At 43.8% G+C, this 23,926-nt stretch carries 25 protein-coding genes and 1 pseudogene; 7 read left to right on the top strand and 19 right to left on the bottom strand.

The features are described from left to right. The first annotated feature begins 1 nt into the window (after nt 1). Nucleotides 2–331, top strand: a complete 330-nt coding sequence (locus FHS16_RS26985) for a hypothetical protein (RefSeq protein WP_183570062.1) — start codon at nt 2–4, stop codon at nt 329–331. A gap of 295 nt (nt 332–626) precedes the next feature. On the opposite strand, the gene map is transcribed toward FHS16_RS26985, so the two are convergent. The 5 genes from map to FHS16_RS26960 form a co-directional block, all read right to left on the bottom strand. Next, the gene (gene map / locus FHS16_RS26980) at nt 627–1,373 is read right to left on the bottom strand and encodes a type I methionyl aminopeptidase (RefSeq protein WP_183570060.1); all 747 of its coding nucleotides are present in this window, start codon (nt 1,371–1,373) and stop codon (nt 627–629) included. A gap of 27 nt (nt 1,374–1,400) precedes the next feature. Then, on the bottom strand, nt 1,401–2,129 hold the full coding sequence (locus FHS16_RS26975) for a TetR/AcrR family transcriptional regulator (RefSeq protein WP_183570058.1): 729 nt from the start codon (nt 2,127–2,129) through the stop codon (nt 1,401–1,403). Between the two features lie 386 nt (nt 2,130–2,515). Beyond that, entirely contained in the window at nt 2,516–3,253 is a 738-nt protein-coding gene (locus FHS16_RS26970; RefSeq protein ID WP_183570056.1) for an MBL fold metallo-hydrolase, read from the bottom strand. 282 nt (nt 3,254–3,535) lie between these two features. Continuing rightward, nucleotides 3,536–4,912, bottom strand: coding sequence for an MATE family efflux transporter (locus FHS16_RS26965; RefSeq protein ID WP_183570054.1), 1,377 nt, complete (start codon nt 4,910–4,912; stop codon nt 3,536–3,538). Nucleotides 4,913–4,936: 24 nt separating this feature from the next. Further along, nucleotides 4,937–5,614 (bottom strand): TetR/AcrR family transcriptional regulator, encoded by a 678-nt coding sequence (locus FHS16_RS26960; RefSeq protein ID WP_183570052.1) that lies wholly within the window; start codon nt 5,612–5,614, stop codon nt 4,937–4,939. Between the two features lie 321 nt (nt 5,615–5,935). Here FHS16_RS26960 and FHS16_RS26955 point away from each other — a divergent pair, with 321 nt between their 5' ends. From FHS16_RS26955 to FHS16_RS32330, 3 genes are all read left to right on the top strand, one after another. Next, nucleotides 5,936–6,730, top strand: coding sequence for a DeoR/GlpR family DNA-binding transcription regulator (locus FHS16_RS26955; protein WP_183570050.1), 795 nt, complete (start codon nt 5,936–5,938; stop codon nt 6,728–6,730). Next, a complete protein-coding gene (gene nagA / locus FHS16_RS26950; protein WP_183570048.1) occupies nt 6,720–7,865 on the top strand; it encodes an N-acetylglucosamine-6-phosphate deacetylase in 1,146 nt (381 codons plus the stop codon). Before FHS16_RS26955 ends, nagA begins: the two co-directional genes overlap by 11 nt. A gap of 401 nt (nt 7,866–8,266) precedes the next feature. Then, nucleotides 8,267–10,984 carry a hypothetical protein gene (locus FHS16_RS32330; protein ID WP_281379212.1) on the top strand — a complete coding sequence of 906 codons (2,718 nt, stop codon included), beginning with the start codon at nt 8,267–8,269 and terminating at the stop codon, nt 10,982–10,984. A 278-nt stretch (nt 10,985–11,262) separates the two neighbouring features. Here the strand turns inward: FHS16_RS32330 and FHS16_RS26940 are convergent, their stop codons facing one another. From FHS16_RS26940 to FHS16_RS26910, 7 genes are all read right to left on the bottom strand, one after another. Beyond that, complete coding sequence (locus tag FHS16_RS26940) at nt 11,263–12,030, bottom strand: ABC transporter permease (RefSeq protein ID WP_183570046.1); 768 nt, start codon at nt 12,028–12,030, stop codon at nt 11,263–11,265. Next, nucleotides 12,031–12,789, bottom strand: a complete 759-nt coding sequence (locus FHS16_RS26935) for an ABC transporter ATP-binding protein (protein WP_183570044.1) — start codon at nt 12,787–12,789, stop codon at nt 12,031–12,033. A gap of 15 nt (nt 12,790–12,804) precedes the next feature. Continuing rightward, on the bottom strand, nt 12,805–13,155 hold the full coding sequence (locus FHS16_RS26930; RefSeq protein ID WP_183570042.1) for a DUF1048 domain-containing protein: 351 nt from the start codon (nt 13,153–13,155) through the stop codon (nt 12,805–12,807). A gap of 9 nt (nt 13,156–13,164) precedes the next feature. Beyond that, nucleotides 13,165–13,512, bottom strand: a complete 348-nt coding sequence (locus FHS16_RS26925) for a DUF1048 domain-containing protein (protein ID WP_183570040.1) — start codon at nt 13,510–13,512, stop codon at nt 13,165–13,167. Continuing rightward, complete coding sequence (locus FHS16_RS26920) at nt 13,512–13,817, bottom strand: PadR family transcriptional regulator (RefSeq protein WP_281379215.1); 306 nt, start codon at nt 13,815–13,817, stop codon at nt 13,512–13,514. The genes FHS16_RS26925 and FHS16_RS26920 overlap by 1 nt, the downstream gene beginning before the upstream one ends. Before the next feature lie 354 nt (nt 13,818–14,171). Continuing rightward, nucleotides 14,172–14,984, bottom strand: coding sequence for a cytochrome c oxidase assembly protein (locus FHS16_RS26915; protein ID WP_183570036.1), 813 nt, complete (start codon nt 14,982–14,984; stop codon nt 14,172–14,174). After that, nucleotides 14,971–15,477 (bottom strand): DUF2243 domain-containing protein, encoded by a 507-nt coding sequence (locus FHS16_RS26910; RefSeq protein WP_183570133.1) that lies wholly within the window; start codon nt 15,475–15,477, stop codon nt 14,971–14,973. Before FHS16_RS26910 ends, FHS16_RS26915 begins: the two co-directional genes overlap by 14 nt. A gap of 4 nt (nt 15,478–15,481) precedes the next feature. Between FHS16_RS26910 and FHS16_RS32725 the strand changes: the two genes are divergently transcribed. Continuing rightward, the gene (locus FHS16_RS32725) at nt 15,482–15,748 is read left to right on the top strand and encodes an IS3 family transposase (protein WP_183570034.1); all 267 of its coding nucleotides are present in this window, start codon (nt 15,482–15,484) and stop codon (nt 15,746–15,748) included. Nucleotides 15,749–15,847: 99 nt separating this feature from the next. Here the strand turns inward: FHS16_RS32725 and FHS16_RS26900 are convergent. From FHS16_RS26900 to FHS16_RS26880, 5 genes and pseudogenes are all read right to left on the bottom strand, one after another. Next, a pseudogene (locus FHS16_RS26900) lies at nt 15,848–16,369 on the bottom strand (SDR family oxidoreductase). 423 nt (nt 16,370–16,792) lie between these two features. Beyond that, on the bottom strand, nt 16,793–17,407 hold the full coding sequence (locus tag FHS16_RS26895) for a spore coat protein (RefSeq protein ID WP_183570033.1): 615 nt from the start codon (nt 17,405–17,407) through the stop codon (nt 16,793–16,795). Between the two features lie 326 nt (nt 17,408–17,733). Next, entirely contained in the window at nt 17,734–18,303 is a 570-nt protein-coding gene (locus FHS16_RS26890; RefSeq protein WP_183570031.1) for a manganese catalase family protein, read from the bottom strand. Between the two features lie 43 nt (nt 18,304–18,346). After that, complete coding sequence (locus FHS16_RS26885) at nt 18,347–18,610, bottom strand: spore coat protein CotJB (RefSeq protein WP_183570029.1); 264 nt, start codon at nt 18,608–18,610, stop codon at nt 18,347–18,349. A gap of 2 nt (nt 18,611–18,612) precedes the next feature. Then, nucleotides 18,613–18,837 (bottom strand): spore coat associated protein CotJA, encoded by a 225-nt coding sequence (locus tag FHS16_RS26880; protein ID WP_183570027.1) that lies wholly within the window; start codon nt 18,835–18,837, stop codon nt 18,613–18,615. A 779-nt stretch (nt 18,838–19,616) separates the two neighbouring features. On the opposite strand from FHS16_RS26880, the gene FHS16_RS26875 reads away from it, so the two are divergent. Continuing rightward, nucleotides 19,617–20,600: an SLAC1 anion channel family protein gene (locus FHS16_RS26875; protein ID WP_183570025.1), complete on the top strand. Its 984-nt coding sequence runs from the start codon at nt 19,617–19,619 to the stop codon at nt 20,598–20,600. A gap of 188 nt (nt 20,601–20,788) precedes the next feature. Continuing rightward, nucleotides 20,789–21,442 (top strand): DUF2238 domain-containing protein, encoded by a 654-nt coding sequence (locus tag FHS16_RS26870; RefSeq protein WP_246431989.1) that lies wholly within the window; start codon nt 20,789–20,791, stop codon nt 21,440–21,442. Nucleotides 21,443–21,534: 92 nt separating this feature from the next. Here FHS16_RS26870 and FHS16_RS26865 read toward each other — a convergent pair whose 3' ends face one another. Both FHS16_RS26865 and FHS16_RS26860 read right to left on the bottom strand, forming a co-directional pair. Continuing rightward, entirely contained in the window at nt 21,535–22,743 is a 1,209-nt protein-coding gene (locus tag FHS16_RS26865) for a multidrug effflux MFS transporter (protein WP_183570129.1), read from the bottom strand. Between the two features lie 108 nt (nt 22,744–22,851). Then, entirely contained in the window at nt 22,852–23,874 is a 1,023-nt protein-coding gene (locus FHS16_RS26860; RefSeq protein ID WP_183570023.1) for an NADH:flavin oxidoreductase/NADH oxidase, read from the bottom strand. Nucleotides 23,875–23,926: the final 52 nt, after the last annotated feature.

Genomic DNA, 23,926 nt, shown 5'->3' with positions numbered 1-23,926 from the left:
GATGCCGAAGCAAGAAACGTTAATGGTTACATGCATAGGTTGCAATCATGTAAGTCAGATTCCCGTAGAGAACCTTTTAGATTACTCCTGTATCACTTGCGGCAAATCTTCTTTACAGATTAAAGAAACGGAACAAGAAGCATTGGTTAATGAGCTCGATGAGGCATCCAACGAAATGGATAGTGTTATCGGAAATGTTGCGAATGGACGCATGGACTCAGAAATGGCGTCAGATTGGCTCGAACATGAATCTAGTCAAATTGTAGAAACGCTTGACAAAGCGAGGGAATTCTTAGAAGAAAGCGATGATATGGACTTGCGCGGTGTTTAATGTGAAAAAGTAGACTAGCCCTAATGAGCAACGCAGCAATTCATAGAAAGCCCCCTTCACCATATAAAAGTTTGTCACTCTCTTCTCACATCTATATTTATTATAGAAAACCGATGAAGAACCCTTATTCAGCAAGGGTTCTTCATTGGTTTTCTCCCCAAATTAGTGTCATTCATTCCTCGTTGCAAGCTTGTTTGTACATCAAATGCTTATCGCTTCCTATGATCCTATATGTCAGCCACAGTTAAAACTTACGAATTGATTTTATCCAATGAAAACGCGTTCGCCTCTTTTCTTACTGGGCAGTTAAAATCAGCGGTCCGTCCGGCGTGATTGCGATCGTATGCTCATATTGCGCTGACAACTTGCCATCGGCCGTTCTTGCCGTCCACTGATCGTCGTCGGTCGTGATACGGAACGTACCTTCGTTGATCATCGGTTCAATCGTAAATACCATGCCTTCCTTTAACCGAATGCCTTTGCCGGCTACGCCGATATGCTCGTAGCTCGGCTCCTCATGCAGGCTCCGCCCGATACCGTGCGCCAGCAGATCGCGTACGACCGAAAACCCGTTCATTTCTGCATGCTGTTGAATCGCCGACGTTATGTCTCCGAGCCTGCCTCCTGGGAGCGCCCGAGCGATCCCCAGATCCAAGCATTCCTTTGCCACCTTCATTAATTTTTGCGCCTCCGGTCGGATATTGCCCACCGCATAGCACCAGCACGAATCGCCAAACCATCCGCCGTACTCCACGACGATGTCGAGCTTCAGCAAGTCGCCGTTCATCAACGTCAGGTTCGAAGGGATGCCATGGGCCACCACATCATTAACCGAGATGCAGGTTTCGGCGGGGAAACCGTTGTACCCTTTCGTAAACTGCTTGCCGCCTAGCTTGGTAATGTGGCTGGCAACAAAATCATTGATTTCCAGGGTGGTGATCCCAGGCTCGATCAATTTGGACACCTCGCGGTAGCAGTCCGCAATGATTTGGCTCGCCGGCTTCATCTCTTCAATTTCCCTCGGTGATTTTATAATGATCATCTTTTGTTCATTTGCTCCTTATCTATTCTATAGTTTTAAAAACCGGGCGATATCCCTAGCCTCCTCATGCAGTTTATTGAAGCGAAGCGAAATCGAGGCGCAGCCGACCAATGCTGCAATCAGCATTTCCGCGCGCTGTAGACGATACGGCGGCTCCGCCGCGGTTCCGCCAGAAGCGGCAGCTCCGTCCGCCGCACGCCCGGTTTCGAGCAGCACGGCAAACGGCGCGAGCACCTCCTTGCGAAAAGCGGCCGAGAGCGGAGTCGAACGAGCTTCAGGCAGCGATGCAAAGCCTTCACCGGCTAGTTTATACAGCAGGTACAAGCCGTGGTCCCCCGCCCAAAGCTGCAGTAGGCGGACGCAGGCGGCGGCGACTGGGCCAAGCTCTGCGGCCGTTTCGCGGTTTCCGCTAATGGAATCCGCTGCAGCCGAGTTCCCAGTGTCCGCCGCAGCAGCCAAGCCGAATTGCCCGCCTACCCGAACCTCCCCCGAAGCCGAAGCGCTCGGGACCTCCGTCGGCGCTTCCAACCATCCCCCGGCCCGCACCAAAGCGTCCCATAGCAGATCATTGAGCAAATCGCCTTTATTGCTGTAATAATGGTAAACCGTGCCATAGCCGAGTCCCGCTTGCGCGGCAACATCACGGATTTCCAATAAAGGCCCTTTATTTAAAAATACATCGGCAGCGGCTATACGGATTTGTGCCAGACGCTGTTGCCGAATATCTTCGTTTTGTTCCTTTGTGCGTGGAGTCATCTTGTCCGTTCACCTCTTTTATTTTAGACCTACTACTATGTCAATATAAAACATCGGCTTGCAAATTACAAGTGACTAACTGGAGAACTTCCGGCTCAACCAAGAAATCGGAGTTTGACCAACAATACCTTATGCTGAATTAATTCCACTAACCCCCCTCTCAGGCGAATCACATTTCTCTTAATTGCTTCATTTTCTTATGGATGCACATCGCATCTTCTTCAATGGATATTAGGCCGTTTGGCAACAAAAAAAACCACCAAAAAGGTGGCCGTACTTAATCAGCGTGCAAAAGTATAGATAGGAGTAAAGAGTCCTGTCCTGAACCTGTAGCTTTGAGAAGCCTACTTCATACCGTACCTGATGCCAAAATGCATTCAGAACATTTAAGACTTGTATTGAGCAATAAGTTGATGGATGGCTTGCTGTACATCTCCATGAAAATAACCTCCATGATAGCATATGATCTGCTCAATGTCGTAGTCGAGTAATCGTTGAACCGAGCGAATTGCCTCATCCAGATCTAGTGTATATTGGGGATTAGCGATGGCGAGCATGCCTTCCTCGATGACGACAGCGTCTCCAGCAATCAGTGTTTTGCTGGCGGGCAAATACAATGAGATATGACCTGGCAAATGACCAGGCGTGTGGATGATCTCAATCCCATCGCACCAAGGAAGCCTTTCCCCATTGGATACCGTCCGATTAACAGCAGCAGGCTCGACCGACTGTAAGAATCGAATGAATTGCTCTGCATACGGCTTTGCTTCATCTGACAATGCGTTAAACGTCGATTGAGCCTGTTCAAGTCGCAACAACTTTTTCGCCCCTGCAATATACGGTGCTTCCAGCTCGTGTGCGATGATGTCGATGTGTGGGTACGTTCGCTTCAAAGCAGCAAGCGATCCGATATGATCCATATCGTGATGCGTCACGATCAGTTTTGTAATCGACGCGAGAGTGACGTTGTGCCGGTTCGCCGCTTCTTCAAGTAGAGGCATAAAATCGGGATAGCCGCAGTCGATGAGAATCATATCGGTCTTATCTTGAAGGAGAATCGGAGTAATGATCTGTTTTTGCCCGCTATATTCAAACTCAATTTCAAGTAGATGACACATATTCATGCACATACCTCCTAATTAAACTATCGATTGTCAAAGATTATTTCAGATAAAATGTTCGCAATCAGTTCATATCATTGTGCATAACTGCTGCCAGTTAGCTTAATCAAATGAGCAGTCCACCGTAGCGACTGCTCATCCATGTATATTCAACCATCGTTTCTCGTTAGCTTAGCGGTCAAATGTTTGCAAGACGTAGAATGGATTCTTACGCTGTCCGTAACTTTAAGTCCAAGTCTAACTTGAAAGTGGGCTCACGAAGCCTTCATGGAAGAGGTGTCGCACTTAGCTTGACATTTCGTCATTCATAGAAACACCATTTTTCCATCTTCCTGAAAAGTAATACCAAAGACTATTTATCGTAGTTACTGCAAAACTGATAACGATGGCGAACCAAATACCGTGAATCCCCATACTAGTATGCGATAGTAAGCCTGCAAGCGGAATCCTAACTACACAAAGCGAGATAAATGTAATCACCATAATGGAAATGGCCTTACCTGCTCCAGTAATAACTCCATTGGATACATAGAATATGATCATGAATAGATATCCTACTCCTACAATCCGCAAATATTCTATCCCTGTTTGAATGACATCCACATCATCTACAAAAATACGCATTATCGTTCCGGGGAAAGTGACACATAATAGGGAAATGGCAGCAATCACCGGTATATTAATAACAATCCCCCACTTAAATATGCCCTTAATTCGTTCTGACTTTCCTGCTCCAATATTTTGAGCGGTTAACGTGGAGACAGCCATCATCATTGCTATCGCAGGCATAGCAACAATTGAATCTATCCTGCTGGCAATCCCAAAAGCCGCTATTGAATCTGCACTAAAACGGATTACAAAAATAGTCATAAACGCATACCCCATTGAAACCAGCATTTGCTGTATAAATGAAGGCAATCCTATCTTCAGTATTTCCATAATGGTTTTTCTCTCAAATAAAAGACCTGTAGGATTTATCGGTTCCTTCTTATATTTATACTTCACATAGATGAATCCCATAATCGTAGCCGCACCAGAGGAAATGAACGAAGCATAAGCGGCGCCATTAAGCCCCAATCTTGGTATTGATCCAACGCCCATGATAAGAAGTGGATCAAGCACTGCATTTATAACTGTAGATATGATGATAAATATTAAAGGGATAAACGTATCCCCGATTCCCCTTAATAGTGAAGAAATTAAATAGGAAATATAGAGTCCTGCAAAACTCAAAAAACTTATTTTTAAGTATCCTGTTGCAAGCTGCATGATATCTTTAGGTGTCCCGATCATTCTGAGTATGTTCTCGGATAACAGCAGTCCACCTAAAGTAACGATCAGAATCATCACAATAGCAACTGCCCATGAGCTATTTGCGATTCTTTGAATCATAGCATTGTCTTTCGCTCCATATGCGTTGGAAACCAATATGGAAGTTGCAAGGGTCGCACCAGAGCAAAGTGCAACCATCGCAAGAAAAATCGGGAAGCTTACTGCAATTGCAGCTACAGCGTCTTTGCCAAGCAGTTTCCCTACCCAAATGGTATTGATGACGCTGTACCCGGTAGATACCAGATTGCCGATGAGTATAGGCAATGCGAATTGAATCAGGTGTTTCGGTATGCTGCCCGTAGTTAAATCTTTTCCAAACTGAGTATTCAAATCAATTCCTCGTTTCTGTGCACCCTAAAGATTTTGAACCTGGTTTAATTCATCCAATACTTCCTTGACATACATTTTGATATCTTCATCTTCAAAAGGCATCTTCAATGCTTGCAGATTATATACCGTTAACCCATAGGAGGAATCTGTAAGTTTAGCCACTTCATCACCTTCTAACCAATCAAGGACCAGATAGTAAAAAGAACTTTCAAAAGCAAGTGCTGCTATTCTTTCATCCGGAATATTTACCGGGTTATGAACTTTAAACCTTTTAAACCATTCTTCCATTGTTCTGCAAGACTCTTTTATGCTATCAGACCTCTTTTTCTCAAATTCAGGATTAAGGCCTACAGCTTCAATCAACATAATCCTTGCCAGTTCACGTTTGCTTTGATACATCCAAAGATTAGCTGTAATCACACGTGTAAAATTTTTTATAAGATTATTATTTTTTATATCTAAAACCTTCTGAGAAGTATCTTGAAAAGCCTTTACAATAGTGAGGTAGAGCTCGGCAAACAGTTCCTCCTTTCCTTTAAAATAAAAGTAGAAGCTTCCCACAGAAATACTTGCCTCTTCAACAATGTCTTTTACTGCAGTGTTATGATAACCCCTTTTAGCAAAAACGTTTGCAGCTGTATCCAAAATAAATTGGCGTTTGGCATCCTTACGGTCCTGAGTCTCTTTTGAAGTCTTATACACAATTATCACCCTCTTTTCAAGTATAGAATGAATCTTCATTCTTTGCTTTGATTATAATTATACGTATTGCCCATGTCAACAAAACACAGAAATTTCCCATAAAATCTGTGTGCGAATATTCGGATGCGAACGAATATTTCCGCTATTTATTTTGTTAAGAAGTCTTTTTGCTATACGATCAAACCAATCAGTTTGATCGTATAGCAAAGTTATTATAACCTGAGCATGCGAGCCCGAAATTGCAAAATACTTATATGTACTTAATAATTACTTTAAATCACTTATAATATATGATAAACTTACTTACAGGAGGTGGAATTGATGTATCAGGAAGAACGATTACTAAAAATACTCGACTATGTTAATAAACACAACGCGATGAGTGTGATGGATATCTGCTCTCTTTTAGAAGTATCTAGAGATACAGCCCGGAGAGATATTGTTAAATTAGTACAAAAAGGGGTTGTTATTCGTACACATGGAGGTGTCGCCCTCCCTCATTTGCAGAAGGAAATAGCTTCTTATCAGGAACGATTAATTGACGAAACTGACAGCAAAAGAAAAATCGGGCTGATAGCAGCTAACTTGGTTCAAGATCACGAGACAGTTATTTTTGACGTCTCAACTACGGTACAGTCTGTAGCCGAACAAATATCCGCCAAATCTATTACGGCCATCACACACTCTATAGACATTGTTGGAATTCTGTCAGGTCGGGAAGATCTGCAAGTTTATGTGCTCGGCGGCTATTTACACACCAAAAATCGATTATTATATGGTCCCTCCGTCATTGATAAACTAAGAGAATTAAGAGCTGATAAGACATTTATCGGGGCTACAGCTATACGAGCCGATGGCCTGTATTTTCCATACGAAGATGATGTTTCTGTTAAAAAGGAAATGGCCCGCCGATCGGATCAGCTTATTGCTGTGGCCGATTTCACGAAGTTCTCTAGCAAGTCGGTATATCGTTTGGATTTTGACTTTGTAGATATTTTGATTACCGACCAAGAGGTGCCGATCGAAATAAGAGAAGTACTTCATCATAAAAATATAACGATTATCCAATGTGAGGAGAACGACAAAAACGAGGAGGAAAACAACGATGAGTCTTAAAATTTTACACAATGTAAGCGTCATTCAACAAGATGCCTCTGATCTATCTGCCACACTGTGGATACGAGACGGAAAGATTGAAAAAATAGAATATGGCCTCTCTTCTCTTCCGGAGGGTGAATTTGAATTCATCGATGGTCAAGGACATTTATTAATACCCGGCATGATCGATGTACATATTCACGGTGCCAACGGCTACAATATGATGGATGGCAGTGAAACAAGCATTCAGGAGGTTTCAAAGGCTTGTGCTAGAACAGGATGCACCTCTTTCTTGGTCACCTCTGTCAGCTCTACGATCGAAGAATTATTAGCCATGATTCGTAGCGTGAAACATGTTATCGGGAATGAAGTTGGAGCCAAAATTGCCGGACTTCATCTAGAGGGGCCTTACCTGAATCCTAAACGTAAAGGAATGCAAAATGAACGATTTTTACGTCATCCGAATCTAACTGAAATGAAAGAGATTTTTAATGAAGCAGACAGCCTGATTAAAATGATTACCATAGCCCCTGAATTGCCTGGTGGGATGGAACTCATCTCTTATCTGAAGGAAATGGGCGTAGTTATTGCGATCGCGCATTCGGATGCCTCATACGAGGAGGCCAAACAAGCCTTTGCAGCAGGAGCGAGCCATGTTACACATTGTTTCAATGGTATGCGTCCGATTCATCATCGGGACCCCGGTCTGGTGGTAGCCGCTTTTGAAGAAGAACATGTCAGCCTCCAAGCGATTGTAGATGGCATTCATTTGCATCCTGCGATTGTTCGAATGATGCATCGTCTGAAAGGACCGAATGGCATGGTACTTATCACAGATGCTTTGCAAGCAATGGGTCTAGGTGATGGGAATTATGTATTCGGTGGCCATCATGTTACGGTTACCGAAGGTGTAGCACGCCTAGAGGATGGGACTTTAGCCTCCAGTACTGTTACGATGAATGAGGCACTGCGTCTAACTGTTGAAACCGGCATTTCATTGACAGACGCGGTTCAAATGGCATCTACAACTCCTGCACGCATACTCGGGCTTGATACGATAGGCAGGATATCGACTGGTTTTGATGCTGATCTTGTCTTGATAGATGAACAATTCCAAGTACAATGGACAATGATTAAAGGTCAAATTGTCTAATGTGTTAATATGGCATGACAAGTAGGGCTGTCCGTCAAGGTCAAATGATCTTGATGGACAGCCCTACTTTTATTTATTAATTCTAATGATCCCTTCTTGCTTGTCCAAAATCTCTTTAGCGACACCTCACACCTCGGAGCACCCTCCGACCATTATTCCTAAACGCAATGATGCAACACCATATGAAGGCACGTTTAATTGCATCCAAAAGTTTAAGTTCTTTCTCTATTAGATTTTTAAACAGGATACTTCACATATAAAAACGTCTCTTGGTTTGAGCAAGAGTTATGTTTAAAACGGATGGAGATAGGTATTAGTCTTTCCATAATTCTCTTCTTCACCATATGATGTAAGGCTAATGTTTGCAAAAATAGCTATCCGCCTATAAGGAGGAACAAGTGTTGGCTGAGAGTAATAAGTGTAAGGCTAATAAGAAGCGCCTCACCATTAGAAAAAATGGCCGGATATGGAGTAATGCACGTTGTATTCCTGGACCCAGAGGTAGAAAGAAATGTAAAGGTATGGCTGGTCCTCCAGGTGCTCCAGGCGTTCCAGGCCTAGATGGACCTCAGGGAATGCAAGGCCCAGCAGGCCCACAAGGTCTGCCTGGCGTTCCAGGCCTAGATGGATCACAGGGAATTCAAGGTCCAACCGGTCCACAAGGAGTGTCTGGTCCTCCAGGTCCATCTCAATTATTAGTGAATAATACTGCATTTGTTGATTCTATGTATGGCAATAACACAACAGCAATACTCGATGATGAAACAAAGCCATGGCAGACTGCCGCTGCAGCTGTAGCTGCCGCCCCTTCAGGCACTTCAATTATTGTGCGTCCTGGATTTTATACAGAAACAAACTTAGCAAAAGACGGGATTAGCTGGGTGTTTGAAAAGGGAGCTGTAATCACAGCTGTAGATAATCTTTTTGATGATCTCGGGGCTGCAATTGCTTTTGATGTTCTTGGCGAGGGGCAGTTCCTAACCAATGGAGCAACAACTGCAGGAAGCTCTATTCTGCGGAGCTCTGGAGCGAGTACGATCCATTTTGATTGTGAATCCATGAACGATACGGTAGGGAATACAATTAATCTGCTCGGTGGAGGAAATTATACCCTAAACGTGAGAGAGCGTGTTTCGAACATCGGAGGCTCTGCCGTTGTGATTTCAAGTGGAACACTTTATATGAAAGCTTTTGAAATTACGAATGATACAGCTGGTACTGAAGACCTTTTTCTATGTACAGGGACAGAACCAATAAATGTGAGTCTAGATGCAACCATCATTACTAGCGGCGGCAGAGCCGTTTATGTTACCAACAGCGCCCCGAACCAAGCAACGATCATCACCTTACATGCTCGGACCATACAAACCACTTCTGGGTTAATTATTGATATCGCTCCTCTTTTTACAGGTACATTCATTAGTTTTACTGTCATTTTAGCAGGCATTTCCCAAGGGGTATCGGTTCAAGGCGGCAGTATGGTAAGTTTGATTTCATATTTATTGATCGTTATTAATTCGCCAGCTCCAGCACTTATTATTAATGGGAATACTATATTCACAGGTGAGTTCGATAAGATTTTTAGTCAAAATCAATGTATTTTGATGCAGAATGCAGAGGTATTTATTCATGCGAAAGTAATTAATTCTTCTCAAACGGTGAACAGTGCCATCGATCTTCAAAATGGTCAAATGAGATTACAGGTAGATCTAATTTCTAGTGCAGCAGGCTGTATTCATGTAACTGGCGGCAAGCTTAATTCGACCGTAATGCAGATGTCAACCAACGGAGCGACGGTTCCAGCAGTACGCGTGGCCAATAACGGTCTTCTATTTTTGAATTTTCAGGAGATTTCAGGATCTGTGAACGGACTCATTACAGTGGAAAGCGGAGGCAATCTGGACATGCGTGGAGATCGTATTTCCACTTTCGACAACGGTACTGGGTTCAAGACAGCCCTGCTCATTAATGATGGGCAAGTCGAAGCGAATGTAAATGTAATATCGGCTTTTGGTAGCTGTATTCATTTAACGCCGGGTGGAATCAATCCCAATCTCCGTTGTTATGTGGACTCTTTTTCCAGTACGATATTCGGAATTCCAGGCGCTAGCCTCATACTTCAAGAAGCCGGCAACTCGAATATTGTATTTAATCGGATGGATGCCGGCACTTCTCTACAGATGATTTCCTTAACGGATGGTAATCTGGACATTCAAGGTGAATTTATGCTAAACACTATCCCAGATTCTTCGATAGGCATTGCAGTAACCGGTGGGAACTTCAGTGGCCATATTGCAAAAATGCAATTAGGCACACGTGCATTAGAGGCGAGTGCAGGCAATGTAAGTCTTACATTTACTGAGCTAGCCATTTTCCAACCTAATACTGAACGGACTATCGTATTGCTAACTGGAACTTCGAATGTCCGAATCGTGGGCGATCTTATTCAAGGCGGGGCAGATTACACGGGAATCGCTGTACAGGATACGGCTATTCTTGTCGCGGACATCAACGAAATCAGAGTTGGCGGGATCTGCATGCTGTACAACTCTGTCTTGGTCTCAGACTTGTCCTTCGATAGGCTGTTAGTCGTGAGTGGCGCAACTCTGCCCGATGCAGCTGCCATAGTGGTCAACGCCGGTACATTAAGAGTAAACGGCAGCATTATCGGAAATGACACCGAGCTTAACACCGGAACAGGAATACTTGTTGCCAATGACGCCAGCTTAATTGCAGATATCAACTTTATACGCACAACAAACAATGCGCTTAGAACCTCAAGCATTGGCAGAATTCAATTGTATGCGAATGAAGTTGAGTCAGGAGTCGAGGTTATTGCCATCACGGCCCTTACCGCAGGAAACACAGCTGACTATACGTTCAAAGGGCTATTCCGATGCCAGGATCCGAATACATCCGTGATTGAGATTGATCCCGAGCCTCCTGGTGTATTGCGGTTGATCAATGCGACTCTCATAAACGGGATAGCGCCTTCCATTTCTTCGCCCGTTGCTGCGACAATAAATAACTATGGAATTGTTACGGCTGCATTTCCTCCTGAGGGTACGGTTACCTTCCTATTCCCTGCTTCTGTAAATATAAATCCAGCTGTCAATTAGATCCTGCCCGCATCTTACGCAAAGGCGCTGACTTGCCATGATTGTGCTGGGCGAATCTCCCCCAGCACTTCAACCTTTACATGAGATGCGGACACGTCAATCCAGATGCGGCTTTGTTCGCTTATATCATTTATTTACCTCTCTCTAATTCCCTTCCCATTTCAATATTTGTCTAGATCGCTTTCCAAAATGTAACGATAATACCCGTTATCATAATAAGTTGGATATAATCCCACCTGATTAGCTTCCGGACTCCATCCGGACAATGATTTCCTTTTTCAAGCTTTCTTTTTATATACCTTCATTGCAAAGAAATAGGCTACGATCAGAATCCCTACGCACCATGCAAGAGCGATCCATATATCATTACCCACCGGTTGATCGGACAGCAGCGCACGAATGGCGTTCACGATCGAAGTGACCGGCTGGTTTTCGGCAAAGGCGCGAACGACCGACGGCATCGACTCGGTCGGAACAAACGCCGAACTGATAAACGGCAGGAAAATAAGCGGGTAGGAAAATGCGCTTGCACCCTCCATCGTTTTTGCGGACAGTCCAGAAATCGCCGCTACCCAAGTTAAGGCCAGCGTAAACAGTGCGAGTATGCCAGCTACGGCAAGCCATGGCAGTATTCCCACGGACGAACGAAAACCCATAACGAGCGCTACGAGAATGATGACGATCACTGAAATACCGTTGGACACCAGAGAGGTTAGCACATGCCCCCAGAGCAAGGCGGAACGTGAAATCGGCATGGTGTGAAACCGCTCGAATATGCCCCGCTGCTTATCCATAAACAATCGGTAAGCCGTATAGGCTATTCCGCTCGCGATCGCCATAAGCAGTATTCCAGGCAACAGATAATTCACATAGTTGTCCGTTCCGGTCTGAATGGCACCGCCTAATACATAGACGAACAGCAGCATCATCGCAATCGGCGTGATACAAACCGTGACGATGGTGTCCATGCTTCGGAAAATATGGCGCATGGAACGTCCAAGCATCACGCTAATATCGGTGAAAAAATGTTTTTTTGCCGTCTCCATTTATATTGCCTCCTTATTGCCAACGATGGAGAGAAATATCTCTTCTAAAGTCGGTTGCTTTTCTACATACTCCACCTTTGCGGATGGATACAGCTTTTTTAAATCTGAGAGTGTGCCGCTGGCGATAATCCTACCCTCATGCAGAATGGCTATCCGGTCCGCAAGCTGCTCTGCCTCCTCCAAATACTGCGTGGTGAGGAATACCGTCGTACCGCCGCCCGACAGCTCCTTCACAATTTTCCAAACCTCAATACGCGCTTCGGGGTCAAGACCAGTGGTTGGCTCGTCGAGGAAAATGATCTGCGGTTTTCCAACAAGGCTCAAAGCGATGTCGAGCCTTCGTCGCATACCGCCCGAATAAGTTGATGCCCTGCGATCGGCGGCGTCTGTCAAGCCGAATCGTTTAAGCAAGTCGTCCGCAACCTGACGCGGATTTTTGAGGTATCTCAGCTTGGCGATCATGATCAGATTTTCCCGGCCGGTCAATATCTCGTCTACGGCGGCGAATTGTCCGGTCAGACTAATCGCCTGCCGCACATGGTCGGGCTTTGTCGTAACATCGAAACCGTTGACGGTTGCGTTGCCGCCGTCTTGGTTGAGCAGCGTGGACAGAATTTTTACAACCGTTGTTTTCCCTGCCCCGTTGGAGCCGAGCAGGGCGAAGATACTGCCCTTTTCCACCTCCAAACTTACGTCCTTTAACACTTGAAGCTGTTTGTATGACTTTTGCAGTCCTTTGACTTCAATTGCTTTTACCATCCCGATATCCCCCTTTTACTCTTTTTTATCCGTAACCTTTTTCATGGCCTTGTTAACTTTATGGTCAATAGAATCTTGATAGAGGTCTGCGTACGTTTTTGAATCTTTGATGAGATCGTCACAGAAAGCCGCTACGTCACTGCCCGTCACTTCGAGCACACCTTTCCCCAAGGCCGCGCCTTCTTCAAAAAGATCGATAATTCCAGAGAGCAAACCCGTCCCGTCGGTTAGCTCGACAGGGCCGACCTTAAACAGATATTTTTGAATTTCTTTATAAACAATCTGATAATCCTGCGGTAGCGCTTTGACACGCGCCACATGCGCTCGCCACTCTCTTTTGCCTTCGATGATATCCCGTATTCTCATAATACCCTCCTATTTGCCTAATTTTTTAGCGATATTATTGTTGAGCTGCTTGCGCCACTTGTCGCGAAAAGACTTTGCCCCTTCTTCGCCGGCTAGCGCTGAGCAGAAGCCTTTAATATCGTCACCCAAAACCTCTTGGACACTCTGACCGTCTGACGCCGTTTCTTCGAGCAGGCCAAGTACACCGTCAAGAATGGGCATAAGGTTGCGACCGCTGAAATCTGAATGCGACCAAAGATTGGCTTTAATCTTTTCCCATGCCGCTTGATAATCAGCCGGCAGCTTTTTGGCTCGCGATTCAAAACTTTTCATTTCTTTAGTCATGTCACTGCCAGTGATTTTTTCCCAAAAATTCATTAGTTGTTCTCCTTTAACTCATTAATTTTGGATGATACGAATTCCCATTTTTCCCAGAAATTTTGCAGTTCCTTGCGCCCCGCGTCATTAATCGCAAAAAACTTTCGCGGAGGTCCCATGTCGGAGGGTTTTTTGGTAATCTCCACTAATTTGTTTTTTTCAAGCCGAATCAGAATGGTGTACACCGTTCCCTCTACAACATCTGTGAAGCCGAGAGCGTTCAGCCGCCGCGTGATTTCATATCCGTAGGTTTCATTGCGGCTTATAATTTCAAGGACACAGCCCTCAAGCGCCCCTTTGAGCATTTCCGTTAGGTTTTCCAGCACAATCACTCCTTGCTATTCTGTATGACTGGTATCAAGTGTTACTTACTACTACTACAATGTAACACGCAGTAGTGATGGTGTCAATAGCATTTGCTCTGACATTTTCAAATATACTGCCCTTCGCATAATAAAATGAACAGGACATCGCAACGCCTACTTGTACTCCATAAGAGATTTGCCTTAACAAGAATAACAAATGGAAAAACCCGACCTCATCTGGTCGGGTTTTTCCATGGTAGAGATGGAATTGAAGGGCTCGTTTACCTTTTTACCTTTATATACAGACTTTTTTTATACTGCACTCTGCTTAACGCATCATATATATGGGTGATATTACTGATTCATGTACATTGCTCGCGGTCGGCTGGCTTTGAACCATTGCAAACAAATAATGAATACGAAAATAATATCAATAACATCCCCGCCATAATACATTACCATGCCTCCAATTTCTGCTTGTTCTAAGCGTACTCCATAAGGAGGGTGTGCATAGATGTACTTAGATACAATACCGTGTCCGGCTAAGGCAACAATCAATACGATTGTACGGTTCAAAAAAGGAGTCCTGTGGGCTTTTGGATCGATATAAATGATTGACACTGTAAATAAATAACCGGCCAAGAATACGTGGAAATGTATGATTAGATGCAAAAGGATGCTCTCGTGCATCAGCGAATATAGGTTGGTAGTGTATAATACCCAAAGACCTCCTACATTTAGGAAGGATGCAACTAGTGGATTGGTAAATAATCGCGATGGCCAACTTTTCAGAACTTTTGAAAGCCTTCTCGCTATGGGAACGCTTAGCGTTCGCAGCATTAGCGTCACCGGCGCAGCTAGTGCCATAAGCAATGGCGCAAGCATTCCCAAAAACAAATGGCTAAACATATGCGCTGTGAAATCCGTATGGGCACTGTTAGCTAGGGGGCCTGCAATTGCAAAAGTAGCAAAGAGAACTCCCAAAACCCAGCATACAGTTCGATATTTCGCCCATGGTTTATGATTTTTACTGGAAATCACTACAGCAATGGAATACATAACCAAACACAATACAAAAGGTAGTGCCAAGAGTAACTGAGGTATTATCCCATTTATATGATACATGTGAGTTCCCTCGCTATGATGTAACTGGTTATTGATGTTCATTTGAAATAGTCTTTCCCGGTTGTTGTTTACTTCGTGTACGAACAACTAGGCTGAAACCGATTATGATCATTAACATCGCCAATATGATCCATATCAGATCATAGACAAATACATTTTCTACATAACGAATCTGGTGTATCTTCATTAGCTTGTGTTGAATTGTACCGTCATATAATTGGAACCAGCCTCCACCGAGCAATACTCCTCCATACCACCTCAACATGAATAATGCATTTCGGCGCCGGAGATCAGCAAAAACAAACAAACCCCCAATGGTCGCAAACCAGCTAAAAGCGTGAAACACGCCGTCGGAGACCAGTCCAATATCGGTCGTGGATTTTTCATAGAAATGATGCCAATGGAATAGTTGATGAAAAACTGTCTCATCAACAAAGGCGACTAGACCGATTCCAAATAGAAGACCTGCCCATAGATTACGGGTCGAGTAGGCAGAACGATTTGAACAAGCTGAATGATTGCATTCAGTAGCTATAGGTATGTTCCTCCAATCAAATCTTTACCAAGTATATTTGTATTTTTCATGTCTTTCTCTTCCCATTTTATCCAAGATTAATAAACTATACTCAGGCTGTTTACCGTCTAAGAGCTTATTTTCGATTTACATCATACATCTTAATAAAAAATCAAACAATCAAAGGTTTATTATCGTCATTAATGAATACATTTATTTTTACAACGACGAGCGTTTGCAGGCAAAATTAAACGGCCTTAGACCAGTAGAATTCAGGACCAAGGCCGTCTAACTATTTTCATTATTTCTACTGTCTACTTGACGGGGTGCAGTTCAAGATCTGGGAGCCTCCTGTCATGTTACTTTCTTTCTTATAAATAATACTCACGACTTACAAATGAGAACCACCACTAGCATCAATCAATTGCCCGGTTACCCAGCGGCTATCCGCTGAGGCCAGAAAAGCGGCAATATCCGCGACATCCTCTGGTTGCCCCCATCTTCCGAATGTAGAGAAACCAGCACCGAATTTATGTCCATGGTGCTTTCACATTGATTGTCATAATTTCATCGTAAACCTCTTCTGTTGTATCCTCAATGGGTGCTAAGAGGGCAATTCCTGCGTTGTTCACTAAAATATGAAATGTGAATCACCTCTGCGTTCCAACAATGCTTCATCTAATGCTTGATGAAGTGACAATATACTCTCTGATGAACCTGGTTCCATGCCAATCGTGAACGCAGCCCCGCCATTCAGTTCTATATTGCGAACGACTTCTTCAGCAGCTTCTCGATTCTTACCGTAATGAACGGCTACAAATGCGCCTTCTTGTGCAAATCGTGTCGCAATGGCACGACCAATTCCTCGGCTTGCGCCCGTAACGAAAGCAACCTTGCCTTTCAGCTTGCTCATTATTATCATCTCCCCTTATGTCAATCAATTACAACTATTGTTATAACACAAGGTGAGTTTCTTAATGTTGCTATCTAATTCGAATCATTCGAATTTCTCAATGCAAGGTTAAAGCTGCAAAACGAGCGGCTTGGAATTAAACTCAAAGCTGGACATATTTCTAGCCTAGTTTTAAGGTTCGAGGTGTTGATTGGCTCGGATATGAATCCTATCGAATTGAAGACATGATTGACAAAGCGAGGGAATTCTTAGAGAAAAGCGAAGAAATAGACTGACATTCATAAATAAAATATTAGAATAGATGGAATGAAAAACAATGGCAGCCGTGGATGAGATAATCAAATCCAAGGCTGCCAATATTTTAATGAGATCCATTACATCGATTAGTGATTGCGATGCTGACTATAGGTGCAATTCGTGTAGCTAGTTGAAAGGCTGGTTATTATTGGCCATTTGAGGAGCGTAAGCATTGCTCATGAGATGCATGTCCGATGTTGCAAGCTGCGGTACTTGATAGTACTTTCTTCTATTCTGGTACATAAAGAGCTCGTATGCCATTTCAATGAAATTTTGGACCTGTGATGCAAGTACTCGACGCGCAGCGGGATTTGTAACCTCCAAGGCGCTCATCGTCAAGAGCGAAGCATGAGATTTGACCAAGCCTAGCATAGATGCGCTAATTCCTGCATCACTGATCTCACTAAGCGATTGAATCGGCTTTTTAGGCGGGGCTTGCTGCATGCCGTAAACAGGTTGAACGATTTCATTTATGAGATAAGTTGCCGTATTCTGCTGCGGTCTTTGACCAGTCGAGAAGCATTCTACCGTCAGGTTGTACTGGGACAGTGCAAACGTATATTGACGGTCCAGTATGTTCAGCAACTCGGCATCTCGAACGAATTGCCTCAAGATCATAAACTGGTCGAGCATATTAATCGAGCATGCCAATACCTCGTGCATGTCGAACATCTCATGTCCACCATGATTCCCTTGCGGATTTCCCTGCTGATTTAAATGGTTATACGGTTGCTGATGCATGTTCTAGTCTCCTTTTTCCATATGGATGTGCATTCAGCTTAATATTCGTACCAGCCTTACAGATTATGCAGGTTTGCATGATCTTGCAGAATATTTTAAATGAAAGTATCAGCATAAAACAAACTCCCCATAAGCAATGTAAGAGCCACTGATTTCAATTGACAAATAATCACTAAAATAATATCTTATTGATTTTCTTCTCTTTAACGATGTTCTAGGATAAATATGTTAAATGATGAACTGCTGTTAATATGAATACATAAATCGGTATCGTATTGTTGTAATACTAAAAAACCTCCCTGCAGCACTCTGCAGAGAGGTTTCCTCTAAAAAAAGATCTTCTCATCCCGCTTTTCTTTAAGGATCTCCACCGCTTCCCTAAACCGCATCGAATGTACGATCTCGCGTTCCCGCAGAAACTTCAAGCTATCCTGCAAGTCCACGTCATCCGTCAGGTCGATTAACCACTGATAAGTAGCACGCGCTTTCTCCTCTGCTGCAATATCCTCATACAGATCCGCAATCGGATCGCCTTTTGCTTGAATATAGGAAGCCGTCCACGGAACCCCGTTTGCGTTCTCATAGAACAACGCACTGTCATGGGCAACGTAATGTGCGCCTAGACCCGCTTTCTTTAATTGCTCAGGCGTTGCGTCTTTGGTTAATTTATAAATCATTGTTGCAATCATTTCCAAATGTCCAAACTCTTCCGTTCCGATATCTGTCAGCAGTCCGACTACTTTATCCGGAATCGTGTACCGTTGGTTCAAATAACGCAGCGCTGCCGCCAGCTCCCCATCGGCGCCACCATACTGCTCCATTAGGAACTTGGCCATTAATGGATCGCATTTGCTTACGCGAACGGGATACTGTAATTTTTTTTCATACACCCACATGCATGGCTTCCTCCTCATAAAAAATATTAATCAGTCCCGACCATTAGACCTGCCACGGCCAAGGCGCTTCGTTCCAAGACCAAGGAGTACCGGTTAAGCTTTGACCAAAGTTTTTTAACGGGCCATATTTGGTTTCATAACGATGAGCGATTTGCTGTCTTAATTTTGCGTACTGGTTATATTGCTGAATTGCATTTACATCCGCCGGATGCGTATCTAAATATAAGTTCAACTCCACCAAAACAAAATCTACAGCCTGTAATTCATGCAAGAGCTGGTAATATTCCTCGTTTAAAATAATGGTCATGATTAGTTCCCCTCTTCCTGTCTCGCGTTCTTCGGGTCATACGGGCTGTATAATGCTGGCCAAAGGGTGCCATACTTCAAAGCCTCGAATGGCGAGAATTGGGGAAGATTGGGTGGTTGGAAGGCAATAAACAATTGCGGAGGTGTACTGTAGCTTTTCACTAAAATCGGTGGGCATGGATCGAGCGGACTAATAAAAGGCTTATAAAAGCGTACCTGATCATTCACGATAATGTCTCCTCTCACTATCTTCTTCCAAATAATATATGTAGGAGTACTTGCCCAACATTACAGCTCGTTACAAATGCTTATATGAGATTTTTTTACGTTCAGCTGAAGCATTTATGATACTCCTGAATATGTCATAACCCGCATCTATTCGAATACACAAGGACCATTAGCCACTTATCGATGATAACAGAGCCACAACCTTAAAAATAAAACGTCAATTAACGTTTTTTCAGACTCAGGAGCAAAAGAATCATGATCTAATGTCCAATCACATGTTTTCTTGCATAGGAAGCCTTGATTATATTTGAACGACTTAAAGAAACCCTATAATGAGTCACTCCCTGATTCTAAAAAAAATGCTGCAAACGAAATCATTCGTTTGCAGCATTTTTAATGTCTAAAACTTACAACATTCCAATATGACGGTTAGCTGCCTAATGTTTAGTTAGACAGCTTTTCCCTTAATTGGCTTATATGCATAATATAATTTGTTTTTGCAATGTCACCCTCAATCATTACATATACAGGTCTTCCAAGCAACCACGCTAGCGCGATATGATTACAGGTTATGCCCCGTTTCTCCTGGGAAGCTTGTTGGAGAGAAATTGCGAATAAGAGTGATCATAGATGAAATCTATTGTTTTCATAGAAAAAATCGTATTGTTCTATCATATTAAATCTCATACAATGAGGCAACAGGACGTTGCCGCGACTTCATAGAACGAATGCATCCCGCATTCGATAACAAAAAACGACATAGAAAGTGGTGGCTATCCATGCAAACCATGGCAACTGTACAAAAACAAAAAAGCATCGGTTCTGTTCAATTTTTGCCCATCAATCTTTTTGCGTCGGTTATGGGAATATCAGGTTTGTCATTGGCTTGGAAACAAGCATGCATGCTGTTCGGCACTTCCCCTGTCATCGCTGAATGGATTGGAATTGTTGCTGTGCTGGTGTTTATCGTGTTAAGCATAAGTTATCTCTCAAAATGGGTCCTTTATCCACAGATCGTGAAAAATGAATTTGCGCATCCGATTTTAGGTCATTTTTTTGGTACGATCACGATTTCCATACTATTGCTTTCGCCCGTAATAGGAACCTATAGTCAAATAGGGGGACAAATCATATGGATAATCGGAACTTTACTCACTTTAGCGCTTAGTTTTGTTATCGTTACACGCTTATTGAATGGGAATCATGAGCCGGGTCATGTGGTACCAGCTATGCTGATTCCTGTGGTAGGAACCCTTAATATTGCTGTTACCGGTGGGACAATGCCATTCGCATGGGCTCATGAAATGAATCTGATATCCCTCGCAATCGGAGGAATTGTCGCTCTCATTTTCGTTTCGTTGATCTTCTCGAGATTGATTCATCAAGCTCCGCTGCCAGCAGGATTAACGCCTTCCTTACTGATTTTGATTGCTCCGTTTGAGGTTGGTTTTCTCGGCTATACGAACTTCGTGCAGCGAATTGATCCGTTTGCCTCCATCCTGTTTTACTTTGGGCTTTTTATGTTTCTTGTCTTGTTCTTCAAAGTATTCAAAAAATCGATACCGTTTGGCGCCTCCTGGTGGGCTGTAGGATTTCCGATGGCTGCTCTTAGCAATGCCGCATTAAAATACGCGATGGTTGTGGATTCTTGGCTGCTTATTGCGATTTCAGCAATCGTTTTGGCTTTGGTAAGCCTTGTATTGGCCATTCTTTTTATTCGAACAATCAGCATGCTATTTAAAGGGAATCTACTTAAAGGATAAGAGTTCGTCTTTACCATAAAGAAGCCGCGGGAACACCCCAGCGGCTTCTTTATTTGTTATGCCTTGATTCCACGGCCCGAGCTCCTCTCCATAAATCGATACGTATCACAATGTCTAATTCAGCGATTTGAATTCACTTCCCTTAATCCGGGAACCCTATTGCTGACTATAGAAGGAGTGATATTACTTTGACTGAAAACCAATCCAAATGGACAAGCACAAGCATCCCATTTTCCCAAAATAAACCTCTCCAATTCATGACCATCGTATTCATCCTATCTTTTGGCCTTATGGCAATATCACCAACGAATCGATCTCAATGGCTCGCAAATAGCTCAGCGCTTATCGCTGTTGTTCTTGCTCTAGTCTTTACGTATAAATGGTTTCGTTTTTCAAATCTGTCCTATCTTCTTATGCTCGTTTTCTTTCTGCTTCATATGTATGCAGCACATTATACATACGAAGGCACACCGTTTGACCATTGGCTAAAAATCTCTTTTCACACCAAAAGAAGTTATTACGATCGAATCGTACATTTTGCCTTTGGCTTACTGATTACTTTCCCGCTTCTTGAGGTATTAAAATCCAAAGTCAAGCTAAGTGGAGCTTGGACCTATGTTTTGCCCGTTGTCGTTGTGCTCAGTTTTAGCGCACTATTCGAAATCTTGGAAATGGCAGCGGCCTTGGTTGCTGGTCCGAGTGGTGAAGCGAAATTTGTTGGCTTGCAAGGCGATGTCTTCGATACGCATAAAGATATGGCATTAGGACTGCTTGGCGGGGTCGTATTTATGTGTATGCTAGCGTGGAAATGGAAAAGAAAACAATCAACTGCTGACCATTAGTTTGTTTCGTCGATAACCACGGAATAAAACAAAGATCAGTCCGTCATTTAACTGCAATGACGGACTGACTGATTTTCTAATGCCCAATGCGTCTATTTTAAGCTGCTTGTTGTTGGTGCCTTCTTACCCAAAAAGAAGTATGCCAGCATAGCTGAAACACTCGTCAATAAAATAATGACGCCTAACGGAACTGCGGTGTCCTCACCTGCGATGCCGACTAGCGGGGATACAATCGCTCCCAGCAAGAATGGTATGACGCCAAGTAAAGCTGCCGCGCTGCCCGCCATATGGCTTTGGCTCTCCATCGCGAGCGGGAACGCTGCGGTAGAAGTGATGCCAATTGCTGCGACGAAGCAAAAGAGCGGAATTACCAATGCGATTAGCGGCCCATGGAAAAGGGCTACGATTAAAACGGCGACGCTTGCCACACAGGCAAGCAGCAGACCGATCAATAGAAAGGTATGTTCGGAAACGCGATGCGCCATTCGTCCCACCAGCTGGGATCCGATGATCAGGCTGATACCATTCGATCCGAACAAAAGCGCGAATACGGTCGGCGAAGCCCCATAAATATTTTGATATATGAATGGCGTTCCTGAAACATATGCGAATACCCCAGCGATCATAATGCCCTGCGCCAGCATGTACCCGACAAACTGGCGGTCCCGCAAGAGCAATCCGTAGTTCTGCAACTGCTGCATGAAATTGCTGGGTCTCCGTTGATCGGATGGCAATGTCTCTTGCAGCCCCCATTTGGTCATGGTCAGAAGATAAATGCCGAGCACAGCCAGCATGACAAAAACGCCTTTCCAGTTCGTGAAGGTCAGAATCCCGCTGCCGGTAACCGGCGCTACGAGTGGTCCCAAGTTGCCGACAAGCAAGAGCATGGAGAAAAATTTAGTTAGCTCGTGGCCGCTGTACAGGTCGCGTGCGATTGCGCGAGAAATAACGATACCTGCAGAAGCCGCAAAACCCTGTACGAACCTGAACACAATTAACAGACCTATATTCGGCGAGAATGCGCAAGCTAATGAAGCAATAGCATAAACAGCCATGGATATAAGAAGCGGACCACGTCGGCCGTAGACGTCGCTCATCGAGCCCATGACCAGCTGTCCGATACCGAGTCCGAGTAAACAAGCGGTCAGGCTTAGCTGCACGAGCGAAGCCGTCGTTTCGTATTGCTTTACAATCTCCGGGAATGCTGGCAAATACATATCAATCGTAAAAGGGCCGAGTGTCGAGAATATACCAAGCAGCAAAGCTAGCTTAACTACTTTCAGATTATTGCTTTTTGTCATAGTCATAATTCAATAAATCTCCTATTCCACGATTAAGAAAGCAAAAGACTGGATACAAACAATCTTTTGCTTTCTAAGTTTATGTTAATCAATGATATGTTTTATGAATCAGAATCCCCCGGTATATTGTTTCGGAACCTGTGTTTCTTTTTTCAGCTGCATGGCAGCCTCCAGCGCCCAGTATGGATTTCTGAGGAGCCCTCTACCCACAGCTACTAAGTCAGCATCTTCATTGCCAATAACGGCATTCGCCAATGCAGGATCATCCAATCTCCCAACAGCGATTACAGGAACCTGAAGCGCTTCTTTGATCCCTTTAGCCAATGGAACTTGATAAGCCGCATGGGTTCCTGGTCTGCCCCCAGCCGTAATAGTTCCTTCTCCACCTGAGGATATATGAAACATATCTACTCCTGCTTTTTGATATTCTTTAGCAAAAGCAATGCTTTCTTGAATACCATATCCTCCCTCGACATACTCCTTTGCCGAAATCCGCATCAGTAGAGGCATGTCTGCAGGCATTTCAGCTTTAGCCGCCTTAATAACTTCACGCCCAAAAAGCGTTAGGTCGTTTCCATATTCATCCTCACGATTATTCGTTAGCGGAGAATGGAATTGATGAATCAGATATCCATGTGCGCCATGAATTTCAATCGTATCAAATCCAGCCTTCACCGCACGCGCAGCTGCGTTACCGAATTTCTCCACCATCATCTTCACCTCTTCGGTTGTGAGCGCACGGGGCAATTTCGAACGCTCGTCAAACGCAATAGCAGATGGCGCTACAGGCACTTCCGCATCTTCCGCTTTTCTTCCAGCATGAGCAATTTGGATACCTACTTTAGCACCATAAGAGTGGCAGGCATCGACGATTCGTTTCAAAGCAGGAATCTGCTCATCCGACCACAAGCCTAAATCATAATCTGAAATACGGCCATCCGGCTCTACATCTGTCATTTCAATGATGATCAGACCCGTACCGCCAACAGCTCTGCTAACATAATGCAAGTAATGCCACTCCGTTGCAATTCCATCCTTATTTTCTACCGAATACTGACACATTGGTGGCATAACAACGCGATTCTTCAATTCCATTCCTTTAACTGTATAAGGACTTAATATATCTTTCATCAAATAGTCTCCTCGTTTGCTTTAAATTTTATTAGCGACAATAAAATGCATG

This window comes from Paenibacillus endophyticus, from assembly GCF_014192395.1.
Lineage (GTDB): Bacteria > Bacillota > Bacilli > Paenibacillales > Paenibacillaceae > Pristimantibacillus > Pristimantibacillus endophyticus.
Note: the sequence above shows the minus strand (reverse complement) of the source record. Positions and strands in the feature narration are given on the sequence as shown.